The 20,594-nt window shown below is 49.9% G+C and carries 21 protein-coding genes; 13 read left to right on the forward strand and 8 right to left on the reverse strand.

From position 1 onward, the window contains the following. Window positions 1-71: 71 nt before the first annotated feature. On the reverse strand, window positions 72-785 hold the full coding sequence (locus SGI98_12350; protein MDZ4744192.1) for a PEP-CTERM sorting domain-containing protein: 714 nt from the start codon (window positions 783-785) through the stop codon (window positions 72-74). Between the two features lie 674 nt (window positions 786-1,459). Next, window positions 1,460-2,395 (reverse strand): GDP-L-fucose synthase, encoded by a 936-nt coding sequence (locus SGI98_12355; GenBank protein ID MDZ4744193.1) that lies wholly within the window; start codon window positions 2,393-2,395, stop codon window positions 1,460-1,462. 80 nt (window positions 2,396-2,475) lie between these two features. On the opposite strand from SGI98_12355, the gene SGI98_12360 reads away from it, so the two are divergent. Genes SGI98_12360 through SGI98_12370 form a run of 3 tightly spaced genes read left to right on the forward strand, consistent with a single transcriptional unit; the run spans window position 2,476 to window position 7,579 of the window. Then, window positions 2,476-4,350 (forward strand): hypothetical protein, encoded by a 1,875-nt coding sequence (locus tag SGI98_12360; protein MDZ4744194.1) that lies wholly within the window; start codon window positions 2,476-2,478, stop codon window positions 4,348-4,350. Between the two features lie 5 nt (window positions 4,351-4,355). After that, entirely contained in the window at window positions 4,356-6,068 is a 1,713-nt protein-coding gene (locus tag SGI98_12365) for a hypothetical protein (GenBank protein MDZ4744195.1), read from the forward strand. 23 nt (window positions 6,069-6,091) lie between these two features. Next, the gene (locus SGI98_12370) at window positions 6,092-7,579 is read left to right on the forward strand and encodes a deoxyribodipyrimidine photo-lyase (protein ID MDZ4744196.1); all 1,488 of its coding nucleotides are present in this window, start codon (window positions 6,092-6,094) and stop codon (window positions 7,577-7,579) included. Here SGI98_12370 and SGI98_12375 read toward each other — a convergent pair. After that, a complete protein-coding gene (locus SGI98_12375; GenBank protein MDZ4744197.1) occupies window positions 7,576-8,481 on the reverse strand; it encodes an AraC family transcriptional regulator in 906 nt (301 codons plus the stop codon). The two genes, SGI98_12370 and SGI98_12375, sit on opposite strands and share 4 nt — an antisense overlap. Before the next feature lie 225 nt (window positions 8,482-8,706). Here SGI98_12375 and SGI98_12380 point away from each other — a divergent pair, with 225 nt between their 5' ends. The 6 genes from SGI98_12380 (at window position 8,707) to SGI98_12405 (ending at window position 13,210) form a co-directional block, all read left to right on the forward strand. Further along, window positions 8,707-9,810: a fatty acid desaturase gene (locus SGI98_12380; GenBank protein ID MDZ4744198.1), complete on the forward strand. Its 1,104-nt coding sequence runs from the start codon at window positions 8,707-8,709 to the stop codon at window positions 9,808-9,810. Window positions 9,811-9,881: 71 nt separating this feature from the next. Continuing rightward, a complete protein-coding gene (locus SGI98_12385; GenBank protein MDZ4744199.1) occupies window positions 9,882-10,238 on the forward strand; it encodes a tetratricopeptide repeat protein in 357 nt (118 codons plus the stop codon). 38 nt (window positions 10,239-10,276) lie between these two features. Next, window positions 10,277-10,666, forward strand: a complete 390-nt coding sequence (locus SGI98_12390; GenBank protein ID MDZ4744200.1) for a VOC family protein — start codon at window positions 10,277-10,279, stop codon at window positions 10,664-10,666. After that, window positions 10,666-12,033, forward strand: coding sequence for an MBL fold metallo-hydrolase (locus SGI98_12395; GenBank protein MDZ4744201.1), 1,368 nt, complete (start codon window positions 10,666-10,668; stop codon window positions 12,031-12,033). Before SGI98_12390 ends, SGI98_12395 begins: the two co-directional genes overlap by 1 nt. 64 nt (window positions 12,034-12,097) lie before the next feature. Continuing rightward, entirely contained in the window at window positions 12,098-12,619 is a 522-nt protein-coding gene (locus SGI98_12400; GenBank protein ID MDZ4744202.1) for a hypothetical protein, read from the forward strand. Window positions 12,620-12,622: 3 nt separating this feature from the next. Beyond that, complete coding sequence (locus SGI98_12405) at window positions 12,623-13,210, forward strand: transcription termination/antitermination NusG family protein (protein MDZ4744203.1); 588 nt, start codon at window positions 12,623-12,625, stop codon at window positions 13,208-13,210. Here SGI98_12405 and SGI98_12410 read toward each other — a convergent pair. Together SGI98_12410 and SGI98_12415 are read right to left on the reverse strand one after the other, a co-directional pair. Beyond that, window positions 13,143-13,628 (reverse strand): DUF4149 domain-containing protein, encoded by a 486-nt coding sequence (locus SGI98_12410; protein ID MDZ4744204.1) that lies wholly within the window; start codon window positions 13,626-13,628, stop codon window positions 13,143-13,145. The two genes, SGI98_12405 and SGI98_12410, sit on opposite strands and share 68 nt — an antisense overlap. A gap of 5 nt (window positions 13,629-13,633) precedes the next feature. Then, complete coding sequence (locus tag SGI98_12415; GenBank protein ID MDZ4744205.1) at window positions 13,634-15,445, reverse strand: serine/threonine-protein kinase; 1,812 nt, start codon at window positions 15,443-15,445, stop codon at window positions 13,634-13,636. Window positions 15,446-15,501: 56 nt separating this feature from the next. Between SGI98_12415 and SGI98_12420 the strand changes: the two genes are divergently transcribed. The 4 genes from SGI98_12420 to SGI98_12435 are packed head-to-tail and all read left to right on the forward strand — an operon-like array spanning window position 15,502 to window position 18,299. Then, window positions 15,502-16,419, forward strand: a complete 918-nt coding sequence (locus SGI98_12420; protein ID MDZ4744206.1) for an RluA family pseudouridine synthase — start codon at window positions 15,502-15,504, stop codon at window positions 16,417-16,419. Beyond that, on the forward strand, window positions 16,416-17,345 hold the full coding sequence (locus SGI98_12425; protein ID MDZ4744207.1) for a uracil-DNA glycosylase: 930 nt from the start codon (window positions 16,416-16,418) through the stop codon (window positions 17,343-17,345). Before SGI98_12420 ends, SGI98_12425 begins: the two co-directional genes overlap by 4 nt. A gap of 11 nt (window positions 17,346-17,356) precedes the next feature. Beyond that, window positions 17,357-17,776, forward strand: a complete 420-nt coding sequence (locus SGI98_12430; GenBank protein ID MDZ4744208.1) for an acyl-CoA thioesterase — start codon at window positions 17,357-17,359, stop codon at window positions 17,774-17,776. Between the two features lie 16 nt (window positions 17,777-17,792). After that, a complete protein-coding gene (locus tag SGI98_12435) occupies window positions 17,793-18,299 on the forward strand; it encodes a hypothetical protein (protein ID MDZ4744209.1) in 507 nt (168 codons plus the stop codon). A gap of 19 nt (window positions 18,300-18,318) precedes the next feature. On the opposite strand, the gene SGI98_12440 is transcribed toward SGI98_12435, so the two are convergent. The 3 genes from SGI98_12440 to SGI98_12450 are packed head-to-tail and all read right to left on the reverse strand — an operon-like array spanning window position 18,319 to window position 20,433. Beyond that, entirely contained in the window at window positions 18,319-19,266 is a 948-nt protein-coding gene (locus SGI98_12440; protein MDZ4744210.1) for a TraB/GumN family protein, read from the reverse strand. Between the two features lie 29 nt (window positions 19,267-19,295). Beyond that, the gene (locus SGI98_12445) at window positions 19,296-19,958 is read right to left on the reverse strand and encodes a hypothetical protein (GenBank protein MDZ4744211.1); all 663 of its coding nucleotides are present in this window, start codon (window positions 19,956-19,958) and stop codon (window positions 19,296-19,298) included. A 7-nt stretch (window positions 19,959-19,965) separates the two neighbouring features. Next, window positions 19,966-20,433: a hypothetical protein gene (locus SGI98_12450; GenBank protein ID MDZ4744212.1), complete on the reverse strand. Its 468-nt coding sequence runs from the start codon at window positions 20,431-20,433 to the stop codon at window positions 19,966-19,968. Between the last annotated feature and the right edge of the window lie 161 nt (window positions 20,434-20,594).

Raw genomic sequence — 20,594 nt, forward strand, 5'->3', positions numbered from 1 at the left:
TCGTGGTGATTTTCCCCGCCCGTGGCAAGTGAGGGCCACTTGCCCTACACATTCTGCCCACCTAGCACTCATTACTCATTACAATGAACTTGTTTTTTTCTGTGGCGGCTGATTTTCAGGCCGTAGGCGCTCATCACGAGTCCCACCGCCATCATTACGTATGTCGAGGGTTCTGGAACTGCACCCGCTCCCATGGCGATGTATGTATTGGCACTGGTCTCGTAGGCCCAGCCCTCGAGGTTCAGCGTGAGAGTCGCCCCGGCACCGGATCCGCTCTGGGTCGTAGCCAGCTTGATGTATCCATACCTTTTCTGATTATCCGTATTGTCCAAGACATAGAACGGGATATAGGTCGGGTCTGCGCGCAAGTCGGTCGCAGTGCCCGGAGTTGCGAACGTTGTAGTGGTTAGTGAGGAAGCGTTTGCCCATTGATTTTCATCGATTATCGCAAAGTCGCTCCAGATTTGCCCGACACTCAGGGATTGTGCATAGTAGAGGCTGTTGATGATGCTGCGGTTCAAAAACGTGCGGGTGGGTGAGCCACTGAATTGATAGAAGTTCTCATTCCTAATACCGCCGAAGTTGAATTTGGCGATCAAGAAACTATCCGCGTTAGGGACGCTGAAGGTGTGGATCGTTGGCGCGCCGACTAAAGGTGTCGTCCCAAACGAATCGATGATGCTAATGTCGTTATAGACGACCGCTGCTGATGCTTGGGCGGCTGCCGCCATCACCGCGATGGAAAGCATGCGGCGAGTACTGAGGAGTGTGTTTTTAAGTTTCATATTTTTGGATGGTTTTTAAGTATTTAGCTGTCCCTTGTTTCTCTATCCCGATCTTTTAAACAAGGATCCAGTCTGCTTCCTTTTGCTCAGACAACCGCGCACCGGTAAAACCGAACGGGTTGAAAAATACAAAAAAAGAAAATAACCCCTGTGGTTATGATCTTTTTCTAAAGCGGCCAAAGAAGCCAATTAATTTTCCAAACAAAAACCTATCCAGAAGATCATTTTCATCTGATTTGATGCCCTGATACGTGCTCGGTGCTCGGTGCTCAGTTGTAGGCCGATCAAGCCCCATTGCCGAATGCCGTCTGGAGCAATTTGCACCACGAATATCACGAAGGGATAGAGAAGAGGGAATATGGATGGTCGAGATTTTCTCGAACGGCATGGCGGGAACCCCGAGGGCAGGATATTCTAGGTGCGAGGTGATCGGTGCTCAGTTGATAGGGCGACAGAGACCGTGACAAATTCTGGTTTTGTCCCTGAGTCTCGGACAAGCGGAAGCTTGTCCCTCCAGTCGGGAAAAAAACTCCGCCTCCTGCACCCCCCCTTTCGACTTTTAACTTCCGCCTCCCCCTGCTCCTTCGTGCCTTTCGTGACCTTCGTGGTGAATTTCCCCCGCCCGTGGCAAGTGAGTGGTCGCTTGCCCTATCACGACGGTCGACAGGGTTGATTTAATCTCGGGCAAACCTCTTCAAAAAATCTTCGTAGGCGAGGGCGATACCATCGCGCAGGGTGACGGAAGGAGCCCAGCCGAGGGCGAAGATTTTCGAGCTTTCGAGCAATTTGCGCGTGGTGCCGTCTGGTTTGGTCGTGTCCCATTCCAGCCGTCCCTCAAACCCCACGACGGATGCGACCGTCTCGGCGAGCTCTTTAATGGTCATGTCATCACCACACCCGATATTAATCGTTTCATTTACCTCATATTTTTCCATCACTACCAGACAAGCACGGGCGAGGTCTTCACTGTAGAGGAATTCCCTTTTGGGTGAACCGCTCCCCCAGAGGGTCACGGAATCCTTGCCAGCGGTTTTCGCCTCATGGAAACGCCGGATCATGGCCGGGAGCACGTGGGAATTCTGCAAATCATAATTATCCCCCGGGCCATAGAGATTCGTCGGCATGACGCTGACAAATTTACACCCGTATTGTTTCCAGTAGGCCTGGCACATTTTGAGGCCTGCGATTTTGGCAATAGCATACCATTCATTGGTGGGTTCGAGCGGCCCGGAGAGTAGCTCTTCCTCGCGGATGGGGATTTGGGGTTTTTTAGGGTAGATACAGGAACTACCCAAAAAGAGCAATTTGTCCACGCCGCTGCGGTAGGAAGCTTCAATAATATTATTCTGGATCTGGAGATTCATGTAGAGGAAATCGGCGGGATAAGAGCTATTTGCATTGATTCCGCCGACTTTTGCGGCCGCCACAAAGACATAGGACGGTTTCTCCTGTGAAAAAAAGTCGAAAACTCCCTTTTGATCCATTAGGTCGAGTTCTTCCCTTGTCCTGAGGAGCAAGTTGTTGAATCCGTCACCTTTAAGCACTTTTACCAAGGCACTACCCACTAATCCTTGGTGTCCGGCTACAAAGATTTTTGAATTTTTGTCCATCGACCGATTAAAACAGAATGATAGAATAATTGAAAGCGAGTTGACAGAAAAAGAGGCGTTAGGAATGATACAGTCTTCTTATGAGAAAATTTAATGGATTTCTTTGGTCATCATCTATCGCTTTGTCATGGTTATGGGGACTTGGCCTCTTTTTCTCCGTGCAAATCAGCATTATGTTCGGGCTTGGTGGCCTTTTGGGTTTTGTGATCCCGAATTCCCTCGGGTTGATCTTATTCGGATATTACACCCAAAAGATCGCCAAAAAGGAGGGGTCAGCCGATAATTTCTCTAATACCTTCATCAAACATTCAAAAAAATTCCGGGGCATTTTCCTCTTTTACCAGGTCGTCGCGGTCGCGCTCTGTGTTTTTGCGTTACTCAAATACGCCATCCTGCCGGTGCAAGTCTCTCTGATCGTTGTCGCCATTCTTTTTTTAGGAATCGCCTTATGGGTGGGTGACGAGTTCGACATTGCCGGGATAAAATTCATTCACGGGATTTATTTACTGGTGATCCTGCTGCTTTTAGGGGCTATTTACCTCTTCCGGGTCATGCCTGACTCGGATGCCTTTAGTTCTGGAAGTTTTTCCGAAGGGGTTTACCCGCTGAATACGGTCTTTTACCTGAGTTACATTATCCCGATTGTCATCGGGCTGATGGCGGGGCCATGGCTGGACCTGCAGCAGTGGCAACGGGCGATCCAGATCCACCGGGAGGGTGGCTCGATCTTCAAATGTTACATCGGTGGCGGGATCATCTTTTTCGGGTTAATCATTCTCCACGGACTCCTGGCCCTCTGGGTAAAATCCCAAATGGGTGCGGACTTTATCCCGCCCATGTCCAGCGGACTCGTGGAGGCGAAATCAATAATCACCTCCTATTTTGTCGCTAACTCCAAAGGTTCTTTGGCCTTTGGCTTGTGGTGTTACCTCGGATTCATCGCTCTCGCGATTATATCGACCTTGGACAGCGCCTACCTAGCCACAAAGTGGTACCTCTCGGAAAATATCAAAACCAGCCAGAATATCCTGTTAAATTTCCTTCCAAAAAGTCTTTTCACCTCACCGATTCCCCTCGCTCTTCTCGCTGGGATCGCGGGGGTCACTACGGCAGTGGCGCCAAACCTCGTCCCGGATATTCCCCCTTTCGAGCTGGAATATTTCATAGTTCTTTACGCCACGTTTTTTGTGGGGTTCACCGTGATCTTTTTTGCTTCCATCTATAATAATTTCCACCTGCAGAAATCCCTGATGCCGGTTTTCTCCGTTGGATTAGTGGCCATAGCGATTTTTGCCCTAGGCTACTTTAGCGGGGGTCAACATGCCTGGCTGATGATTGTGGCCTCGGCCCTGCCACTGGTTGTCGGATTGATCCTCGTGGCGAAAAACCAATTGATCCCGATCGGGGAAATGAAAGATAAACTCGTGGAGTTTAAAGAGAACGTTTCCAAGGAGGTCGCTACCTTGGCCACCCAGACTCTTACGCCCTCCGCCCCCGTCAATACCGGTGTCGTCACACCCGTTGGCACACCCGGTTCATCGACATTCTTCGACGGGAAATGGTTCTGCTACACTTTCACCACGACTTACTCGGACACAAATTCCGTGGGTAATGTCTATTTTGCGTATTACGCCATCTGGGTGGGTAAGACACGGGAGCTTTTCTTTGCCTATGTCATGCCGGAGTTCGATGTTAAGAATACGGAGTATTTCATCCTGACCCGTGAGTTCAACCACAAGTTCGTGCGCGAGACCAAAGAATTCATGAAAGTTTTTGTCAAAATCCGTGTCTCGGGTTTCAATCGGAAATTCGTCACGATGGAGCACCAGATCGTGGATACGGAAGGTCATACTATCGGCAAGGGTGAACAGTCCCTGATGTTTGTCTCTGCGAAGGATTATAAACTACAGGATATTCCCCCTACGGTACTTTCCTCCTTCATGCCCTATACCTAGACCGCATGCACCCGCTCAGACAACCGCCGGATATTTCCATCACAAAAAAAACCGGGGTTGTTTATTGTTTTTTCCTACTTTTGCCTCCATGGATTTGGGTTTGTCTTGACCGGAGGGTATGGCCTTGGGACCAGGCTGACTACGGGTATTATTCGATCTGGCTCTGGAAATATTTCATCACCTCCCCTTTAGACTGGTGGGATGCCATGATGTTGACCCTGCGCCTGAAAACGCCAGGACTTCCTTGGCTTGCGCAATTTGCTACACCCCTCGGCGACCTCACGGGAAACCATGATCATGTCTTCCTCACCATCATCATTTTGATATCGGGTATTTCCCTGTATTTTATCTGGTCGAGCGCCCGCACCCTTTTCCCCGGAAACCAACCTCTGGTCTTCCTTTGCCCTTTGATCGTCGCCGCCAGCCCGCTTTTTCTCGGGATGAACCAGCAGTTTTTGGTGGAGGCCCCCCAAATGATGGCCGTATGCTGGCTCATTTATATCTTGAGCCGCATGGATCAATGGCCCATCCGCCGCATTTTCTGGCACACCGCCGCAGCCACCCTCTGGGGATGCCTGATGAAAGTCACTTTCCCTGTTTATTCGATTATTCCCCTCATCTCTATTGCGTATCATTTATTTTCGGTCATTCGTAGAAACCCCCGGCAATGGTCGCAAGGAAAGCTTTACGCCCTTGATTATGCCGTGATGATATTTACGGTCTTAACCGGATTCCTCGGTGCTTTCTGGATAACCAAAAATCTCGAAAGTTTATGGTTATTTGTCCAGATCACCGCTCAGGCAGAAACGGGTGCTATCTACGGGTCAGCCGGATCTTTCCTGGATAAAACAGGCTTTTGGTTGAATGCCATTGGCAAATGTTACTTCACCGGAAATACGATAATCATCTTTGTTTTGCTCGTTATCATTTTGATCTTTCTCCAGCGTAAAAATATAAAGTCACGACTCCACAAGCGCTGGAAAAACCATCAATCCCCGGCATCCTCTCCTATTTTTCGAGTTTGGATGATGAGTATGGCCTCCTTTTTATTCGCGCTTGTGACCCACTCTTCACAGGCCAATGAAATGAGCCGTTTCCTGACACCTATCCTTCCCTATGCCTGCTTTTTGATTGCAGGATTTGTGTACTTCCTCAAGGGCCGTCTCCCCGCCTATTGCCTGCTGGCCTTGTTTTTCATCCAATACATCTACATCCAAGCCTATTCCTTTAATCAATATCCTGGGTCAAAAGGGGTAGGCGAATACCCTTTGAGACTCGAGCGCAGCGACGAAAAGAAAAAGGAAATCATCAAGTTAATCAATATGACCGCCGCCCAGCCTGAATGTGCAAAGCGGTGGATTATGGTCGGTTGCTCGGTGCCATCATTGAGCCGGAGTACCTTGAATTATTACCTGCTCCAAAATCAATCTGCTCGGGCTCAGGATACCCTTATCCTTTCTTATGACTTCGGTGAAAATGACCTGCCCAGATTACTCAGGCAAATCAAAGCCAAACGCCCAGTTTATTTTATTACCGTACCATCTGCATCCATCCCCAAAAACATGCCAGCGGGATTAAACCTGATCAGCCCGTCATTACTCAGCGCGATCGAGTCCAGCCCTTGGTATCAAAAACAGGCCGGTGCACCCTCTCCGAATATTCTGATTTATAAAATCCGGGATGAATCATACTTGCCCTCAGGCAATTTGCATAAGTGAAAATCCACGTTAATTTGGAAACTATGGATTTTACTGTTTGCTGGTTCCGGCGCGATCTACGCCTGTATGACAATGCCGCTTTCTACCATGCACTCCGTGCCGCCTCAAAGGCCGGGGCAAATTGTGTCGCATTTTTCTGCTTCGACCGGGAGATACTCGACCGATTACCCGACCGCGCCGACCGCCGGGTGGAGTTCATCTGGCAATCCATCCAAGAAATGACGGAAACCCTCAAAAAACACCACAGCGGAATTGTTGTCCGTTATGGAAAGGCCTCCGAGGCAGTCCCGGCATTCCTCGCGCAACTTGCGCAGAAAGGCAAAATCCTCTCCATCCACACAAATCATGATTATGAACCGCGCCGGATCAAGCGCGACAAACATATCCGGGAATATTGTACGGGCGCCGGAATTCCATTTTTCTCTTACAAAGACCATGTCATCTTTGAGAAGGAGGAAGTCCTGACCAAGGCTGGAACACCCCAGCGGGTTTATACCCCTTATAAAAATGCTTGGTATATGAAGCTTGATGAAAATAAAAGTTTTTTCCTAAAGGCTTATCCTACCTTGGAAAAATTCTCGAATGCCTTAGCTCCTATTCAATCACTCCCCGAGAGCAGCCCTTACAATACACTCCATGACATCGGGTTCGAGCCCACTGACCTCCAGCTCAAGGGAGGAACTGCTGAAGGACAAAAACTTTTTACGGAATTTCTGGCCCGGATCGACCGTTATGGGGAACTGCGTGATTGGCCAGCCAAAAAAGGGGTCAGCACCCTCTCGACCCATCTTCGTTTTGGCACCCTCTCGATTCGTGAACTCGTCGGCACCGCCCTCGCCCGTGACAGTGCGGGCGCAAAAAAATGGGTGGATGAACTCGTCTGGCGGGAATTCTATAACGCCATCCTTCATTTTTTCCCTAAAACCCAGCAGCACGCCTTCCGCCCGGAATTCGAGTCTGTCGAATGGAACGATCCGGATCAAGACACGGCGGTCGCCGCGCAATTTGCGGCGTGGTGCGAAGGCCGGACGGGTTACCCCATTGTGGATGCAGCGGTGCGCCAGCTGAACCAGACCGGGTTCATGCATAATCGTTTACGCATGATTACAGCGAGTTTCCTCACTAAAGACCTGCATATCCACTGGAAACAGGGGGAACGTTATTTCGCACGCAAGTTACTCGACTACGATCTGAGCCAGAATCTCGGGGGGTGGCAGTGGAGTGCGAGCACCGGGGCGGATGGTCAGCCATACTTCCGCATTTTTAACCCCGTGAGCCAAGGTCAGAAGTGGGACCCCGAGGGGACATTCGTTCGTCAATATTGTCCCGAACTGGGCAAATTGCCTGACAAATATATTCATTGCCCTTGGGAAGCTTCTTTATCCGTTCAAGTGGAAGCAAATTGCACGATCGGCAAAGATTACCCGTTCCCCATCGTTGATCACGACCGGGAGCGGCTTATCGCCCTTGAACGCTTCAAAAAAGCCAGCAAAAACGGTCGCGCGGTTTAGTTCTCCAGCAAAATCCGTTTCATATGGCGGACTTGGACGAGCTTCGGCAGTGGCCTGACCGTCTGCCCTGAAAGAACCCTCTTCCTGAAATCTTTAGGGGAGAGACCATAGGCATCCTTAAAGGCTTTTGAAAAATGGTAGGCACTTGAAAACCCGGTCTCTTCGGCAATTTGTTTGATATTGTGTGTATTACGAACAAGGCGCAAGGATGCTTCCTCGAGGCGGATATGGCGGATCGCCGTCAATGGCCCCATCCCGAAATGCTTCATGAAATGCCGGTAAAGCTGGGCCCGTGAAACACCCGAATGCCTGGCGAGCTCTTCCAAGCTCGGCAAATGCAAAACCCCATCCTCCCATTTGCGGCGGGCATAACGCAAGGTCGAGATGATCGCATCAGGATACGCCTGCCCGACATCCTCGGCGGCATCAGCCACCCCCGAGATAAAAAGTGCCATAAGATATGTCACTGCCATTGAGATTTGCTTTGGGTTCTTTTTGTCGCCTTGACCAATCATCCAGAGGATATGCCGGAAAAAAGGTTTGAAAATATCATTTTCCTCCATCGTACGGATCAGAGGGATATCCTTATCGGGGGGGAAATATTCACGTCCGTGCGCAAATGAAAAGATAAAGTAGGCATGGCGGCTCTGCTTTTTCTCATCCCAAAAAAACGACTGCACCGTCCCCGGTTTCATCAAGCAAAGGCTATTCTCCGGCGTTTTATATTTTATCCCGTCGACCTCCCAAACCACGTCTCCCTCCATAATCCAGACAAATTCATAGTTCGTGAAAAGATGGGGCCCGAAAACATCACCCGGCTGGTACAGAGCGATTCCCGCTCCATACGTCTGGATATCAAACTCGGGGATTCTTTTTTTAATCGTAGAGGGAGATTTTGACATTAATGAATATTTTATATATGTTTTTGAGTATTTTTGCCATTCCAAAAAATTTTCCTGATTATATCTTGTATCATCCCTCAAAAAACCATGAACCAAATACACTCCAAAAATCCGGACGCGGGTGCCTTCTCATCCTGCTGCCAAATGATCATCTGTCTTTTGGGCTAAACTCCGCACCGAAAAACTTTTCACTAAACAAACACTCTTTTTTAAAAAAACTATTCTATGGAAACGATTAAACCAAAATACCAAAAAAACGCTAAAATCAACTGGTACAGGACCAAGGTCGATAAAAAGGTCATGAGCGCACTCATAAAACAAGATAACTGGCATGGCTTCATGCAAGTCGGCTTGCAACTCGGCTTTTTTATCGCCACAGGGCTCTTGGCATACGCGGCATTCCTGAATATCCAAATGACCAATTGGTATTGGGCTATCCCCCTCCTCTTATTGGCTCTTTTTGTCCACGGGACCCAAGGGCCCTTTTTGGGCTTGGTTGCTATTCACGAGCTTTGCCATAAGACCCCCTTCAAATCAAAATTATGGAATGAATTTTTCCTTAAGGTTTATTCCTTCCTCAGCTGGAGCGACCCTATTTGGTTCCGCCCCAGCCATGTCAAACACCACCAAGTCACCGTACATAGTGACTACGACGGGGAGGTTACGCTTCCGCAGTCTTTTAACTTCCGCAACTGGCCATTCTGGTTAGGCATCCTCGCCATCGATCCCCGCACCCCCTACAATATCATTAAAGCAACGATAAGCCGGGCAAAGGGAATTGTGGACGGGGATTGGAATAATTTCGTCCTGCCAGAGGAAGATAAAAAAATGCGCAAGGACTATGCAAATTGGGCCCGGTTCCAGCTGATTGGACACCTTGTTTTAGCCACCCTCTTTATCGCCACGGGGAATTGGTTTCTGATCCTCGTTTTTAACTTCGGCTCAATGTATTGCACGTGGCTGGGATTTTTATGTGGATCGCCCCAACATTATGGTATGTCCCCAAATGTTCCCGACTTCCGCCTCTGTTGCCGCACTTACACTTGTTCCTGGCTCCCGGGTTTCCTTTACTGGAATATGCAATACCACATCGAGCATCACATGTATCCCGGAGTCCCTTTTTATAACCTGCCCAAACTGCGCAAGGCCATCGAGCACGATCTGCCTCCCGCCCCGCACGGCCTTTGGGCGACCTGGCAAGGAATCCTCGACATCCATAAAAAAACAAAAACCGATCCCTCTTATCAATTCATTCCCCGCCTTCCCCAAAGCAAAGGAGAATTCGTGGACGACCTAGTTCTGGAAAATGAGGCCTCTTTGACCGCGTAAGCCGATCCCCGCCCGCTCTGGGGAAGAAAAAAAATCGACATAGCCCGTAATCCCGTGCAAATTGCGCACTAATGAATTACGAGGAACTTTACGACGAAGCCAATGGCGAAGTGGCCGTAGGAAATCTGGAGCAGGCAACCACCCTTTACCGCCAGTCCGTGGAGTTAAATCCCGGGTTTATCGACGGATGGCAATCCCTTGCCATGGCTTATATTAAAACCAACCGCCCCAAAGAGGCAGTGGAAGCCGCTAAAATGGCCGCCCACCTAGACCCAAATACCCAAGTAACTTGGACCACCCTCTCCCTTGCCTATAATAAAGATGGGAATATTGAAAAAGCCGAAATGGCCGGGGCCAAAGCAAAAGTCATCTCTTGGGGCGGGAAAGTCGCCCAGGACGGGGAACATTTCCCTTTAGCCGAACTTTAAAAAAGTTAAAAAAAAATATTTAATCAAAGGATCATCCCATGCCCGTGACAAAACTCAATCACACGCGTTACCGCGTCAATGACCTGGAAAAAACCGTTCACTTCTACAAAGATGCATTAGGCCTGATCGAGACCCACCGCCATAAATCCCCACGCGGCTCCGAGTTATGTTTCCTGAAAGCCCCGCATAGCGAAGAGTTAATCGAATTATGTTATTTCCCCGCCAGTGGCCCCGTCGCAGTCCAAGCCGACCTGACCCATCTGGCTTTTAATGTGGATGATATCGTCGCCTTTGAAAAAGAGGTTAATGCCAAGGGTTATCAATTCTCTGACGGCCCGACACAATCTTCCACAGGGACAATCTTCGCTTTTCTGGATGCCCCGGAGGGTTATGAAGTCGAAATCATCCAAAAAGCGGTCGTTGCCTAATGCATTTCACAAATCTCACTGGCGGAAATGAAATCGGGTCAAATTGTTATCTCCTAGAGATGTCAGGGGTGAATATCCTTTTGGACAGCGGGCTGCATCCTAAAAAAGACGGAAAACAAGCCCTGCCCAGGTTCGATATTCCGGATGCCGATGATCTGGACTATATATTCATGAGCCATTGTCACATGGACCACTTGGGGGCATTACCCGTGGCCCAACGCATCTTCCCATCGGCTGAAGTATATATGACGGAACCTTCCGCCGAACTTTCCTCGATCATGCTGCATAATTCCTGCAATATCATGATGAAAGAAAGGCAGAGGAGCGGGATCACTGACTATCCCCTTTTCACTCACCGGGAGATCGACCGTCAGGAAAAATCATGGCGGCCACTACGCATGAATCGCTCTTGGGACCTCCAGAGGCGGGGGCGGAACGAAGTAATCCAGGTAACCCCCCTCAATGCAGGGCATGTCCTTGGCTCAGCCTCCTTTCTTTTTGAGTCGGGTCACGAACGCGTGCTTTATTCGGGCGATATTAATCTCGCCGATCAATCGCTCATGAAAAAGGCTGACTTGTCCGGGGTCGGCCCTCTGGATACATTAATCATCGAGGGTACCCGCGGTCTCACGGACTCAAGCGGGGAAAATTACCGTGAAGGGGAGATCCAACGACTGGCACAAGCCCTGAACAAAATCCTCGAGAAAGGCGGCAATGTCTTACTGCCGTGTTTCGCCCTAGGTAAACAACAGGAAGTCATCGGCATCCTGCAGACACTCATGACCTCCGGAGCATTGCCGGATTACCCGGTCATGATCGGGGGCATGGGTAAACAAATCTCACTGGTTTATGACTTATACCGGGAACATGAAACCCGGCTGATGGATTCCTTCTCGATTTTTGAGCATTTCCAGCCGGAGATCATCCCCCGGGACCGCACCACCTGGTGGAAAACCGATCGCCCCACGATCTTCGCCATCTCAGCGGGCATGCTCACGGAAATGACTCCTGCTTATACGGCGGCGGAATATTTTATTACCCAGCGCGACCACGCCATCTTTTTTGTGGGTTACGTCGATTCCGAAACCCCGGGAGGCATACTTTTAAAGGCATCAAAAAATAAACAACCCGTGATCCTCGGTGAGGCCGGAGGCAAACCCCAAGACATCCTTTGCCATGTAGATCAATTTGATTTCACGGCCCACGCCCACCGGAATGATATCATGGGACTCATCAAGACGCTCAAACCGCGTAATACCATCCTGGTCCACGGCGACCTGCGCTCCCTTCAATGGTTCGAGCAGGAACTTAAGGCCAACGGTTTACCATCGACCCTTCCCGAAAATACCAAACGCCTGGAATTCTAACCGGCTGGGAATATTTTGTTCATTTTTTATTGAACAAATCGAATAAACTGATAGGCTCAGGGTCATGGCGGCCCTGAACAGAATCACCCCTCCTCCTGTCGAGCGTGCCCGCATTGCCTTAAGCGACCTCGAAAAAGAAGTAGTGGAGGTTTTTGTCAAACTCGCCCAGGTGGCCGCATTACCAAAATCTCTGGGGGAAATCTATGGTCTCCTTTACATCTCCAAAGACCCACTGGCCATGGACACGATTATGGACCGCCTCAGCCTGAGCAAAGGAGCCACGAGCCAGGGGCTCAAGGAACTCCGAAATTTCGGGGCCGTGCGTGCGGTTTATATCCCCGGAGACCGCCGGGACCATTACACCCCCGAGACAGAGCTCAAAAAGCTAGTATCCGGATTCCTCAAGGAACAGCTCCAACCCCATGTGGAAGGGGCCGAATCAAAACTGGCCCGCCTGGATCAACTGGTCAAAGAAGCCCCCGCGCAGGAAAGAAAATTCTACCAACACAAAATCGAGAGGCTTCGTGGCTGGCACAGCAGGGCAGGCAAACTCATGCCCTGGGTTTTAAAATTTCTCAAGGTCTAAACCATGGTCGCCTTTAATTTTACAAACGATTTGCCTTGGTTCTGCCTGAGAACGCAGAATAAACATGAGCATATTGCCGCGGGATTCCTCAAAACCATTTCCGGGGTGGAGGTGTTTGCCCCGCGCATTCAATACCGCAAAGCCACGAGCCGGGGCGCACGGGTTTTTGTCGAGGCTCTTTTCCCGGGTTATATCTTTGCCCAGTTTGATCCGGCCCCGCTACTGACGATGATCCGAAGCGGCCACGGGGTGTCTGGTATCGTCCATTTCGGAGGGAAATACGCGACAGTCTCCCCGATGATTATCGAGGAGCTGCGGCTCCATATCGGCACCACCGAAATCAAGCAAGTGGAGTCATCCTTTCAGATCGGTGATGAAGTAACGATTAATGAAGGGGCTTTCAAAAGCTGCCGGGCCTTAGTCTCGTCTCTGATCCCTGCTAAGGACAGGATACGGATTCTTTTTGAGTTCTTAGGCCGCCCGATGGAGGTCGAAGTTCCCACCCGCGAAGTCACGGCCCGTTTTATTCATCCTTTATCCGAGGAAGGGGACTCTTCCCGGATTGAAGGCCTGACAATACATTCGGAATAAGGCAGACCATCCCCAGCGATGAGATAACCGCCACTAGGTTTAATATCATACTCTGCCCATGCACTTTGCGGAATTCCTCCTTCCGCAGCGGATCCACCCGGTAAGCCTTGGCCTTTGGCAGAATATAAAAATAATTCACGAGCCCTGAGAACATCAGTAAAAAACAAAATAACAAGGTCATTTTCTGGAACAAAATTCTTTTGTGTAACACCAAAACGAGAATCACGAGAATGAGGGCGGGTGAGAGGATTTGCACCGCAAAATAAGCCGGAAAAAGGGAACCTGTAATCTCCCCGGCCGTTTCTTTAGGGAATTTGGAAAAAACCACGGGAGCCACAATAAAACTCATGAACAACCCGCTGCCTGTGACCAAGCAGGCCAAAACTAAATAAAAGAATTGTGCAGCCTTTGTTTTCATTGGTCTCAGGGAGTGGCCGCAGGATATTTTGTTTTTAAGTCATATTCTAATGCCTGTAGGGCATCGACAAAAGCGGGGAATTTTACCTTGGTACTGGCACTTCTGATTTCAGACAATACAGTTTGTGCAGAATCGGCATCAGAGACTGCCGCAGCCTTTTTCTTGATTGAATCAAAGAGGGTGGAATCTGCTTCAAATTTTTTGCCGTAACTATCGATCTCTTTCATCCAGCCCTCATTCACCGGAAAAGTACGGGACAATTTAAAAAGCTCCAGAGCCCTGTCGTAATTTGATACAGCCAGCGCCTTCATCGCCAGATAATAGGCGCTCATGTGTGCGATATCCTTATTCTGTTGGAGTATCCAGTTATTCTCGTCCTGGACCGGACGCCGCGTGGTCACTGCCTTAATCATTTCCCTCGTCAGGTTTGGCATGGTGACTTTTGAGGGAAGGGTCGCCTCGTTGCCGGCATTATACGTTTTGATCAGGGCATCCACTTTGGATTGATCGGCCAAGCCATAACCAGCAGCCATCATCTGGAGTGGTATCCACTGGGAAATGGGATTAGCCGGATCAACGGGTAATTGGGCCTGTAATCGTCCAAGCTCCTCCAAAGCCTCGGCAAATTGCCCTTCGGAAAGATATTGATTCGATTTATCCCAGGTTTCCTGTTGTTCGGCATTTATTTTACTCTGCGTCACCATCAAGGGTTTGACCTCACTTGTCGGGGATTCAATTCCGAAAAGTTTTTTATAATTCAACCCGACAAAAGCAATCAACCCGACCACAATAACAAACATTCCGATAACCCCCCATAATATATAAGGATTTTTATCGAGTTCGTCGTTTAATTTAAAATCTGCTTTGACAGTCGCCAAGGGATTTTGGAAACGGTGCTCGATTTGTTCCCGTGCGTAGTTCAAGTGCTGGATGAGCTCGTCGTAACTATTATAACGTTCATACGAGTTTTTATTGAGCATTTTATTGATCACATAAGCCGTCTCGTCAGCTACATGCGGGGCGAAAGCGTGTAAAGACACTGCTTGGGATTTCATATGCTTCGAGACGATCTCCGCAGCATCCTCCCCTTCAAAAGGAGGACGACCTGCGATAGCATGGAAAAGTGTCGCCCCTAAACTATAGATATCACTGCGGAAATCCTCTTGTCCCCCGCTGAGTTTTTCCGGGGATATGTAATAGGGTGTACCCCAAATCTCCTGGGAAGTATTCCCCCCCACGACTGTGGCCAGACCGAAATCCACGAGCTTTGCCTGCATGTGATCGTCGAAAAGAATATTCCCCGGTTTAATATCCCGGTGGATCAAGCCTTTCTCAAATGCCGCCTGCAAGCCCGATGCAATTTGCGCGCCGATCAGGAGGACATCTATCTCAGTGATCCGCCCTTCCTTATCGATCCTCTCGTCCAGATTACCTTTTTCCATGAGCTCCATGGCTAGGTAATATTGCCCCTCATCCTCACCGAATGAATAAATCTGCACCACATACGGGTGGGTCACCATGGCTGCCGCCCGTGCTTCACGGGCAAAATTCGTAATAAACTGCTGGTCAGTAGCCAGCTCCACCTTGAGGAGCTTTACCGCGACCACACGCTGTAATGATGTATCTACGGCACGATAGACCGTTCCTTGTCCACCTGCTCCGATAATGGAAATGATTTTATAGTTGGCGATGATTAAAGGTACGAGGTTTTCGTGGTTACAAATCGGACAGGCCACCCGGCAAAGGGGTTCGATCCCTTCCACCGACAGCAAGGTATTACACTGGATACAATTTATTTCAGTAACGTGTTGCGCCATGTAGGAAATAAGCTAACAATTGCACCTGTGTCGTACAATCATCTATTTGGAGAAAAGTGAAGATATTCGAAATCATCGTCGAGCAAGGCCAAGGGGGGCAAAGAATGGATATCTTCTTACCTTCGAAAATCCCCTATTCCCGTTCATTTCTCCAGAAATGTATCAAACAGGGTTTGGTCACGATCAATGACAAACCCTGCACGGCCAGCCGGATGCTCTCCACGGGAGACCGTGTCTGCACAAAAATCCCTGATCCCACGCCCCTTTCTATCCAGGCGGAGGTTATCCCCCTGGAGATCCTCTATGAAGACTCTGATTTGATCGTGATTAACAAAGCCTCCGGCATGGTGGTCCATCCGGGTGCGGGAAATTGGGAACACACCTTGGTAAACGCCCTGCTGGCCCATTGCGGAAAATCATTATCCGGAATCGGGGGAGTCGAAAGACCGGGCATCGTCCACCGGCTCGATAAAGACACCAGCGGCTGCCTGATCGTGGCCAAAAACGATCTGGCCCATCAAAACCTGGTCAAGGCCTTCCAATCCCGGAGCCTCGAAAAAGTTTACCGTGTCTTGGTCTGGGGCCGGGTAAATCCTGACCGTTTCGATATTGACCTGCCCATCGGACGGCATCCGAATAACCGCCAGAAAATGGCGATCGCCCAATCCGGCGGTAAGAACGCCCTCACCCACGTCTCTGTCCTGAAAAGATTCACCCATTATTCCTACTTGGAGTGCCGGATATCGACGGGGCGCACCCATCAGATCAGAGTCCACCTGTCATCACAATCCCACCCGGTCCTGGGCGATAAGCTCTACGGGAAAGCCAAGCTGAATAATCCTTATGCAAATCCCGACAGGCAAATGCTTCACGCTTTCCGGCTAGCTTTTGACCATCCACGCACCGGAAAAAAGCTGGAATTTATCGCTCCACTGCCGGGAGATTTTTTGACTATATTAGGCGACTTGTCATGAGCGAACCTTTCTCCCGCGGTGTCGATGCCGTCATTGATTATTTGCAGAAACTCAAAAACGAAGGTGAAACACATGTGGAAGTCTCGCGTGCGACGCTGAAATCCCTTTCCCTCGCCCCGGCAGCTCCGGCGCCTGCCTCAGGCACACCCTCCGCCCTCCCTGTGGACACCACGCGTCCGGAGTTAAAAACCAGCATCACCCCTCCTTCCCTTTCAAAGACAACAGCGGGCACTGCCCCGACTCCGAAATCACCGGAGCCCGCCGAAACATTTGGCCCCATACTTCCCCCGGGTGAAAAGGAAATCGAATTCGAAAAATTAAAACAACGGGTTTTGAGTTGCCAAATCTGCCCGCACCTAGCCAGAAGCCGTAAACAGGCTGTATTCGGTACCGGCACGATCCATGCGGCACTCATGTTCGTCGGCGAAGCCCCCGGGGCCGATGAGGATGAACAAGGGGAGCCCTTCGTTGGCCGGGCGGGACACTTACTCACTAAAATGATCCAGGCCATGGGCCTCCAGAGGGATGACATTTATATCGGCAATATCCTCAAATGCCGTCCCGACATGCCGGCAGGGTCGACAGGGAATCGCCCGCCCACCGTCGATGAAATCGCGAACTGCCGTCCGTATATCCTTTCCCAAATCGACATCATCCGGCCAAAGGCACTTGTCGCCTTGGGTTCATCCGCCGTCAAAGGACTCTTGGGCCTGGACACCGGGATAGGCAAATTGCGCGGGAAATGGCTGGATTTCCGGGGTATTCCTACCATGCCCACCTATCACCCGAGTTATTTGCTCAGGAAAGCGGGACCTTCAGGAATTGCCGAAAAAAGAAAAGCTTGGGAGGATCTCATGATTGTCATGGAAAAGCTCGAAATGCCCATTTCCGAAAAACAAAAAAATTACTTTTTAAACGCCCTTTAGCCCAAACCCCTATGGACTCCTCAAACACCCTCTACAATGGCCTGATCGAAGTCATGTTCTACGACACTGACGCCGGGGGGGTCGTGCATAATATCGCTTACCTACGTTTTGTGGAATATGCGCGCACAAAACTCGCCGCCCAGCTGGGCCACGATATCAAGACATGTGCCGAAGAAAATATTTTCGCCGTCGTCGTGCGCACGGAAATCGACTACATCAAACCGGCTAAACTCGGCGAATCCCTCACCATTACCTCGACACTCTCGGGCGCCGACCGTGTCCGTTTCTACATCACCACAGAGATTTTCAGACCTACCGACGGGAAAAAAATCATCCGTTGTTATCAAACCCTGGCCCTCTTGAAAATGCCTGAGGGTAAAGTCCTGCCGGCACCGAAAGATTGGGTCGGATTCTTTAGCCCAAAGGAATAACCGGATCCCCCCCCCTATGGACCCCCTTTCATTTGAAACTCAAAAATATGTCCAAAGCGCGCTCGGTTACCATGAGCTCGGACTCCACGAAGACAGCTTGGCCGAGCTCGATCAGGTAAATGCCCTCGAGCAAAAAACCACGGGACTGATCCTTTTCCGGGCGCAGATCCTAAATGCCCTCGGTGAATATCCCCGGTCTGTCGAGCACCTGCGCCAATACGCAGCAAATTGCGCGGACTCGCAGGAATACCCTATTTTACTGGCTTACGCGACCCGTCGGGCACACTCCTTGGAGGAAGCCAAAAGGATCCTCGAAGATTCCCTCACCCGGTTTTCTAAGGAACCCCTCATCCATTATAACCTCGCCTGTTACCAAGCGCAGCTGGGACAATTTGCCGAATCAATCACACTCTTGGAGTCCGCGATTGACCTCGATCCACAATACCGTGGCCTCGCCCAAAAAGACCCCGACTTCCTCCCGCTTAAAAACGAAACCGATTACCTTAATCTCATGGGCGATTAACGGGCGCAATTTGTTTGGGCTAATTCAACTTCCAGGCATTCACCCAGACTTTACCCGTTTCTTTGGCTTTGAAATCTTTGATCAAGCTTTCCTGGATACCGGGCAAATGCATCGCCCCATAAAAAACGGCGATATTCTTTTTCCCGGACTTTAAGGCAGTTTCAATCGCTTCGACCACCTTCTGATTTCTTTCCTCCAGAATAATCCTGAAATACTCGCGCCTTTTTTTCGCGACATCATCCTCACCGGCCAAGGCCGCATCTAGGTCCATACGGATAATCATTTCGGCCATGAGATTCTTGATGATATTGCGGGTCACGGAGGACTCTTCCTTACCGGACTTTACTCCTCTGACAAATCCTTGGAGCATCGGGATCACCGGGCGGATGAATTGTTCCTCAGGCAAAAGGTAATCCACCCCGGCCGTGTCGAGGTGTTTTTCAAGCTCTTGATAACTCATATCCGGATAAACAAAGTTTCGCTTCCGGAAATCAATTTCATCCATCTGCCCTTTGAGGCCGAGTCCCGTGGCAAGTGCGTCATACAAATCATGGACCTCCTCGACGCTCGCCCGCTTGGACTCCTGCTGGGCAAGGAGATTTGCCGGAAAGGGCGGAGTCCGGAGTGAGCGTGTCCCGTATTTATCACCCGCCCCGATTCCTTCCATTAATACAGCATCATACTTTTCAAAGCTTTTTTGTAAAAAGCTGTAGAACTCAGGATCAGCAATATGCACCGCCGCATAAAATGTGATACGGGCTTTGTATTCGTGAATCTCATACTCCGTGACGGACATTTGCAGGTGACGGCGACCTCCCTCGGTCGCGATCCGCATAAAATTCATTTGGGGTGCGGCGAGTTTACTCGTCCCATCTGTCGGAGCGGCGTCTGTGCCGGCACCATTCACAGGGGCACAAACCATTAAAAGTGTCAGGACCAGTCCGAGTCGATTCAAATTCTTTAACATAGGATTATCTTACACCATGTATCATGATTTTAAAATTTATCATTCCAAGCAGGATTCGCATACCGCGATTTTTCCAAATCCTGTACCATCGATTTTTCGGCGGGTGTCAGTGAGGAATCTCTGATCTCCAGACTAAAACGCCGCGCAATTTGTTTCGACAAGGCAAGGGCCAGACTCATCCTCTCCCCGGCAAAATGCACACTCCCCTGATGGAGGAACCCTTTTGATGTCCTCTTCTGGGCGCCCCCCGCTATTTTCACACCACCGGCTAATACATCATACTTCTCATATCCGACAAAACATTCCCCCGTGCCACCTTTCACACAACAATCGGCCAGCACACATTTCACCCCCACCTCCTCCAGAGCACACCTGAGGCAATCATGGATCCCCTCGTAAGCCTCTTCCGCACTAGTCCGGGCAAAATCATGCGCCACCGGAAAAACCACAGAAAAGGTGAAGTCATCCCCGTGGCTGACGATGCCCCCGCCTGAACTGCGCCTGACAAAATCAACGCCGGGGGGGACTTGGGCTTTTTTACTGAAATAACCGATACTCACACATTTTTGGTCCCATTCGTAGGCCCGTAGGACTGGCTGGAGGGCCTGACTCAGTAAAGCCTCATCTACCGCCATATTAGTGGCGTGCGACTGTGGCCCATCGAGAATCAAACGGAGGACGGGCGGCAGCATGGAGTCTTTATCGTTTTTCTTTTAATACTGCCGCGTAAGACTGGTAGAACTCCTCTTGCTCGATCAAGGCCCGTTTAATCAGGGTCTGGAACTGGGGCAAATCACCCGAAAACACGGTGAGATTTACACTAAAAATAAACCCGCTCATCCGGTCGGCTGAGGAAATCGAATCCCCGACAAGGACAATCATTTGATTACGCCTTTGGCTCATGGGCATTTTCTGGAAAACTTTCAGGATCTGGTTATCTTCAAGATTCGCCCCGGTGAAATTCTCCGCGATCACCACCACATTATAAGTTTGGCTTTGGATTTTATTAATAATGTCTTCAATAAAGACTCCCGTGTGGATTTTAAAGCCCAGATCAGTGAGTGCCCCGAGGATGACATTCTGCCACTCCATATTATCCATGCAGACAAGGGCGGATTTATCGTTGATATCGAAAAACTGGGGTTGGGCTGTGGATGCGTCTAACACGGGGGACAAGCTAACACTTCCCACCTCCTTGAACAAGTCGAAATAATGAAGAATTCGCCCCCGCGAATTGCCTCATAAGTTATGACACCGGGGAGAGGGAAGGTGGGCGGGGTCAAAAAGAACGTTGACTCAAAAGAAATGACACCGGAACAAAGGAGTCA

It is taken from the genome of Verrucomicrobiota bacterium, from assembly GCA_034440155.1.
In the GTDB taxonomy this organism is placed as follows: domain Bacteria; phylum Verrucomicrobiota; class Verrucomicrobiia; order JAWXBN01; family JAWXBN01; genus JAWXBN01.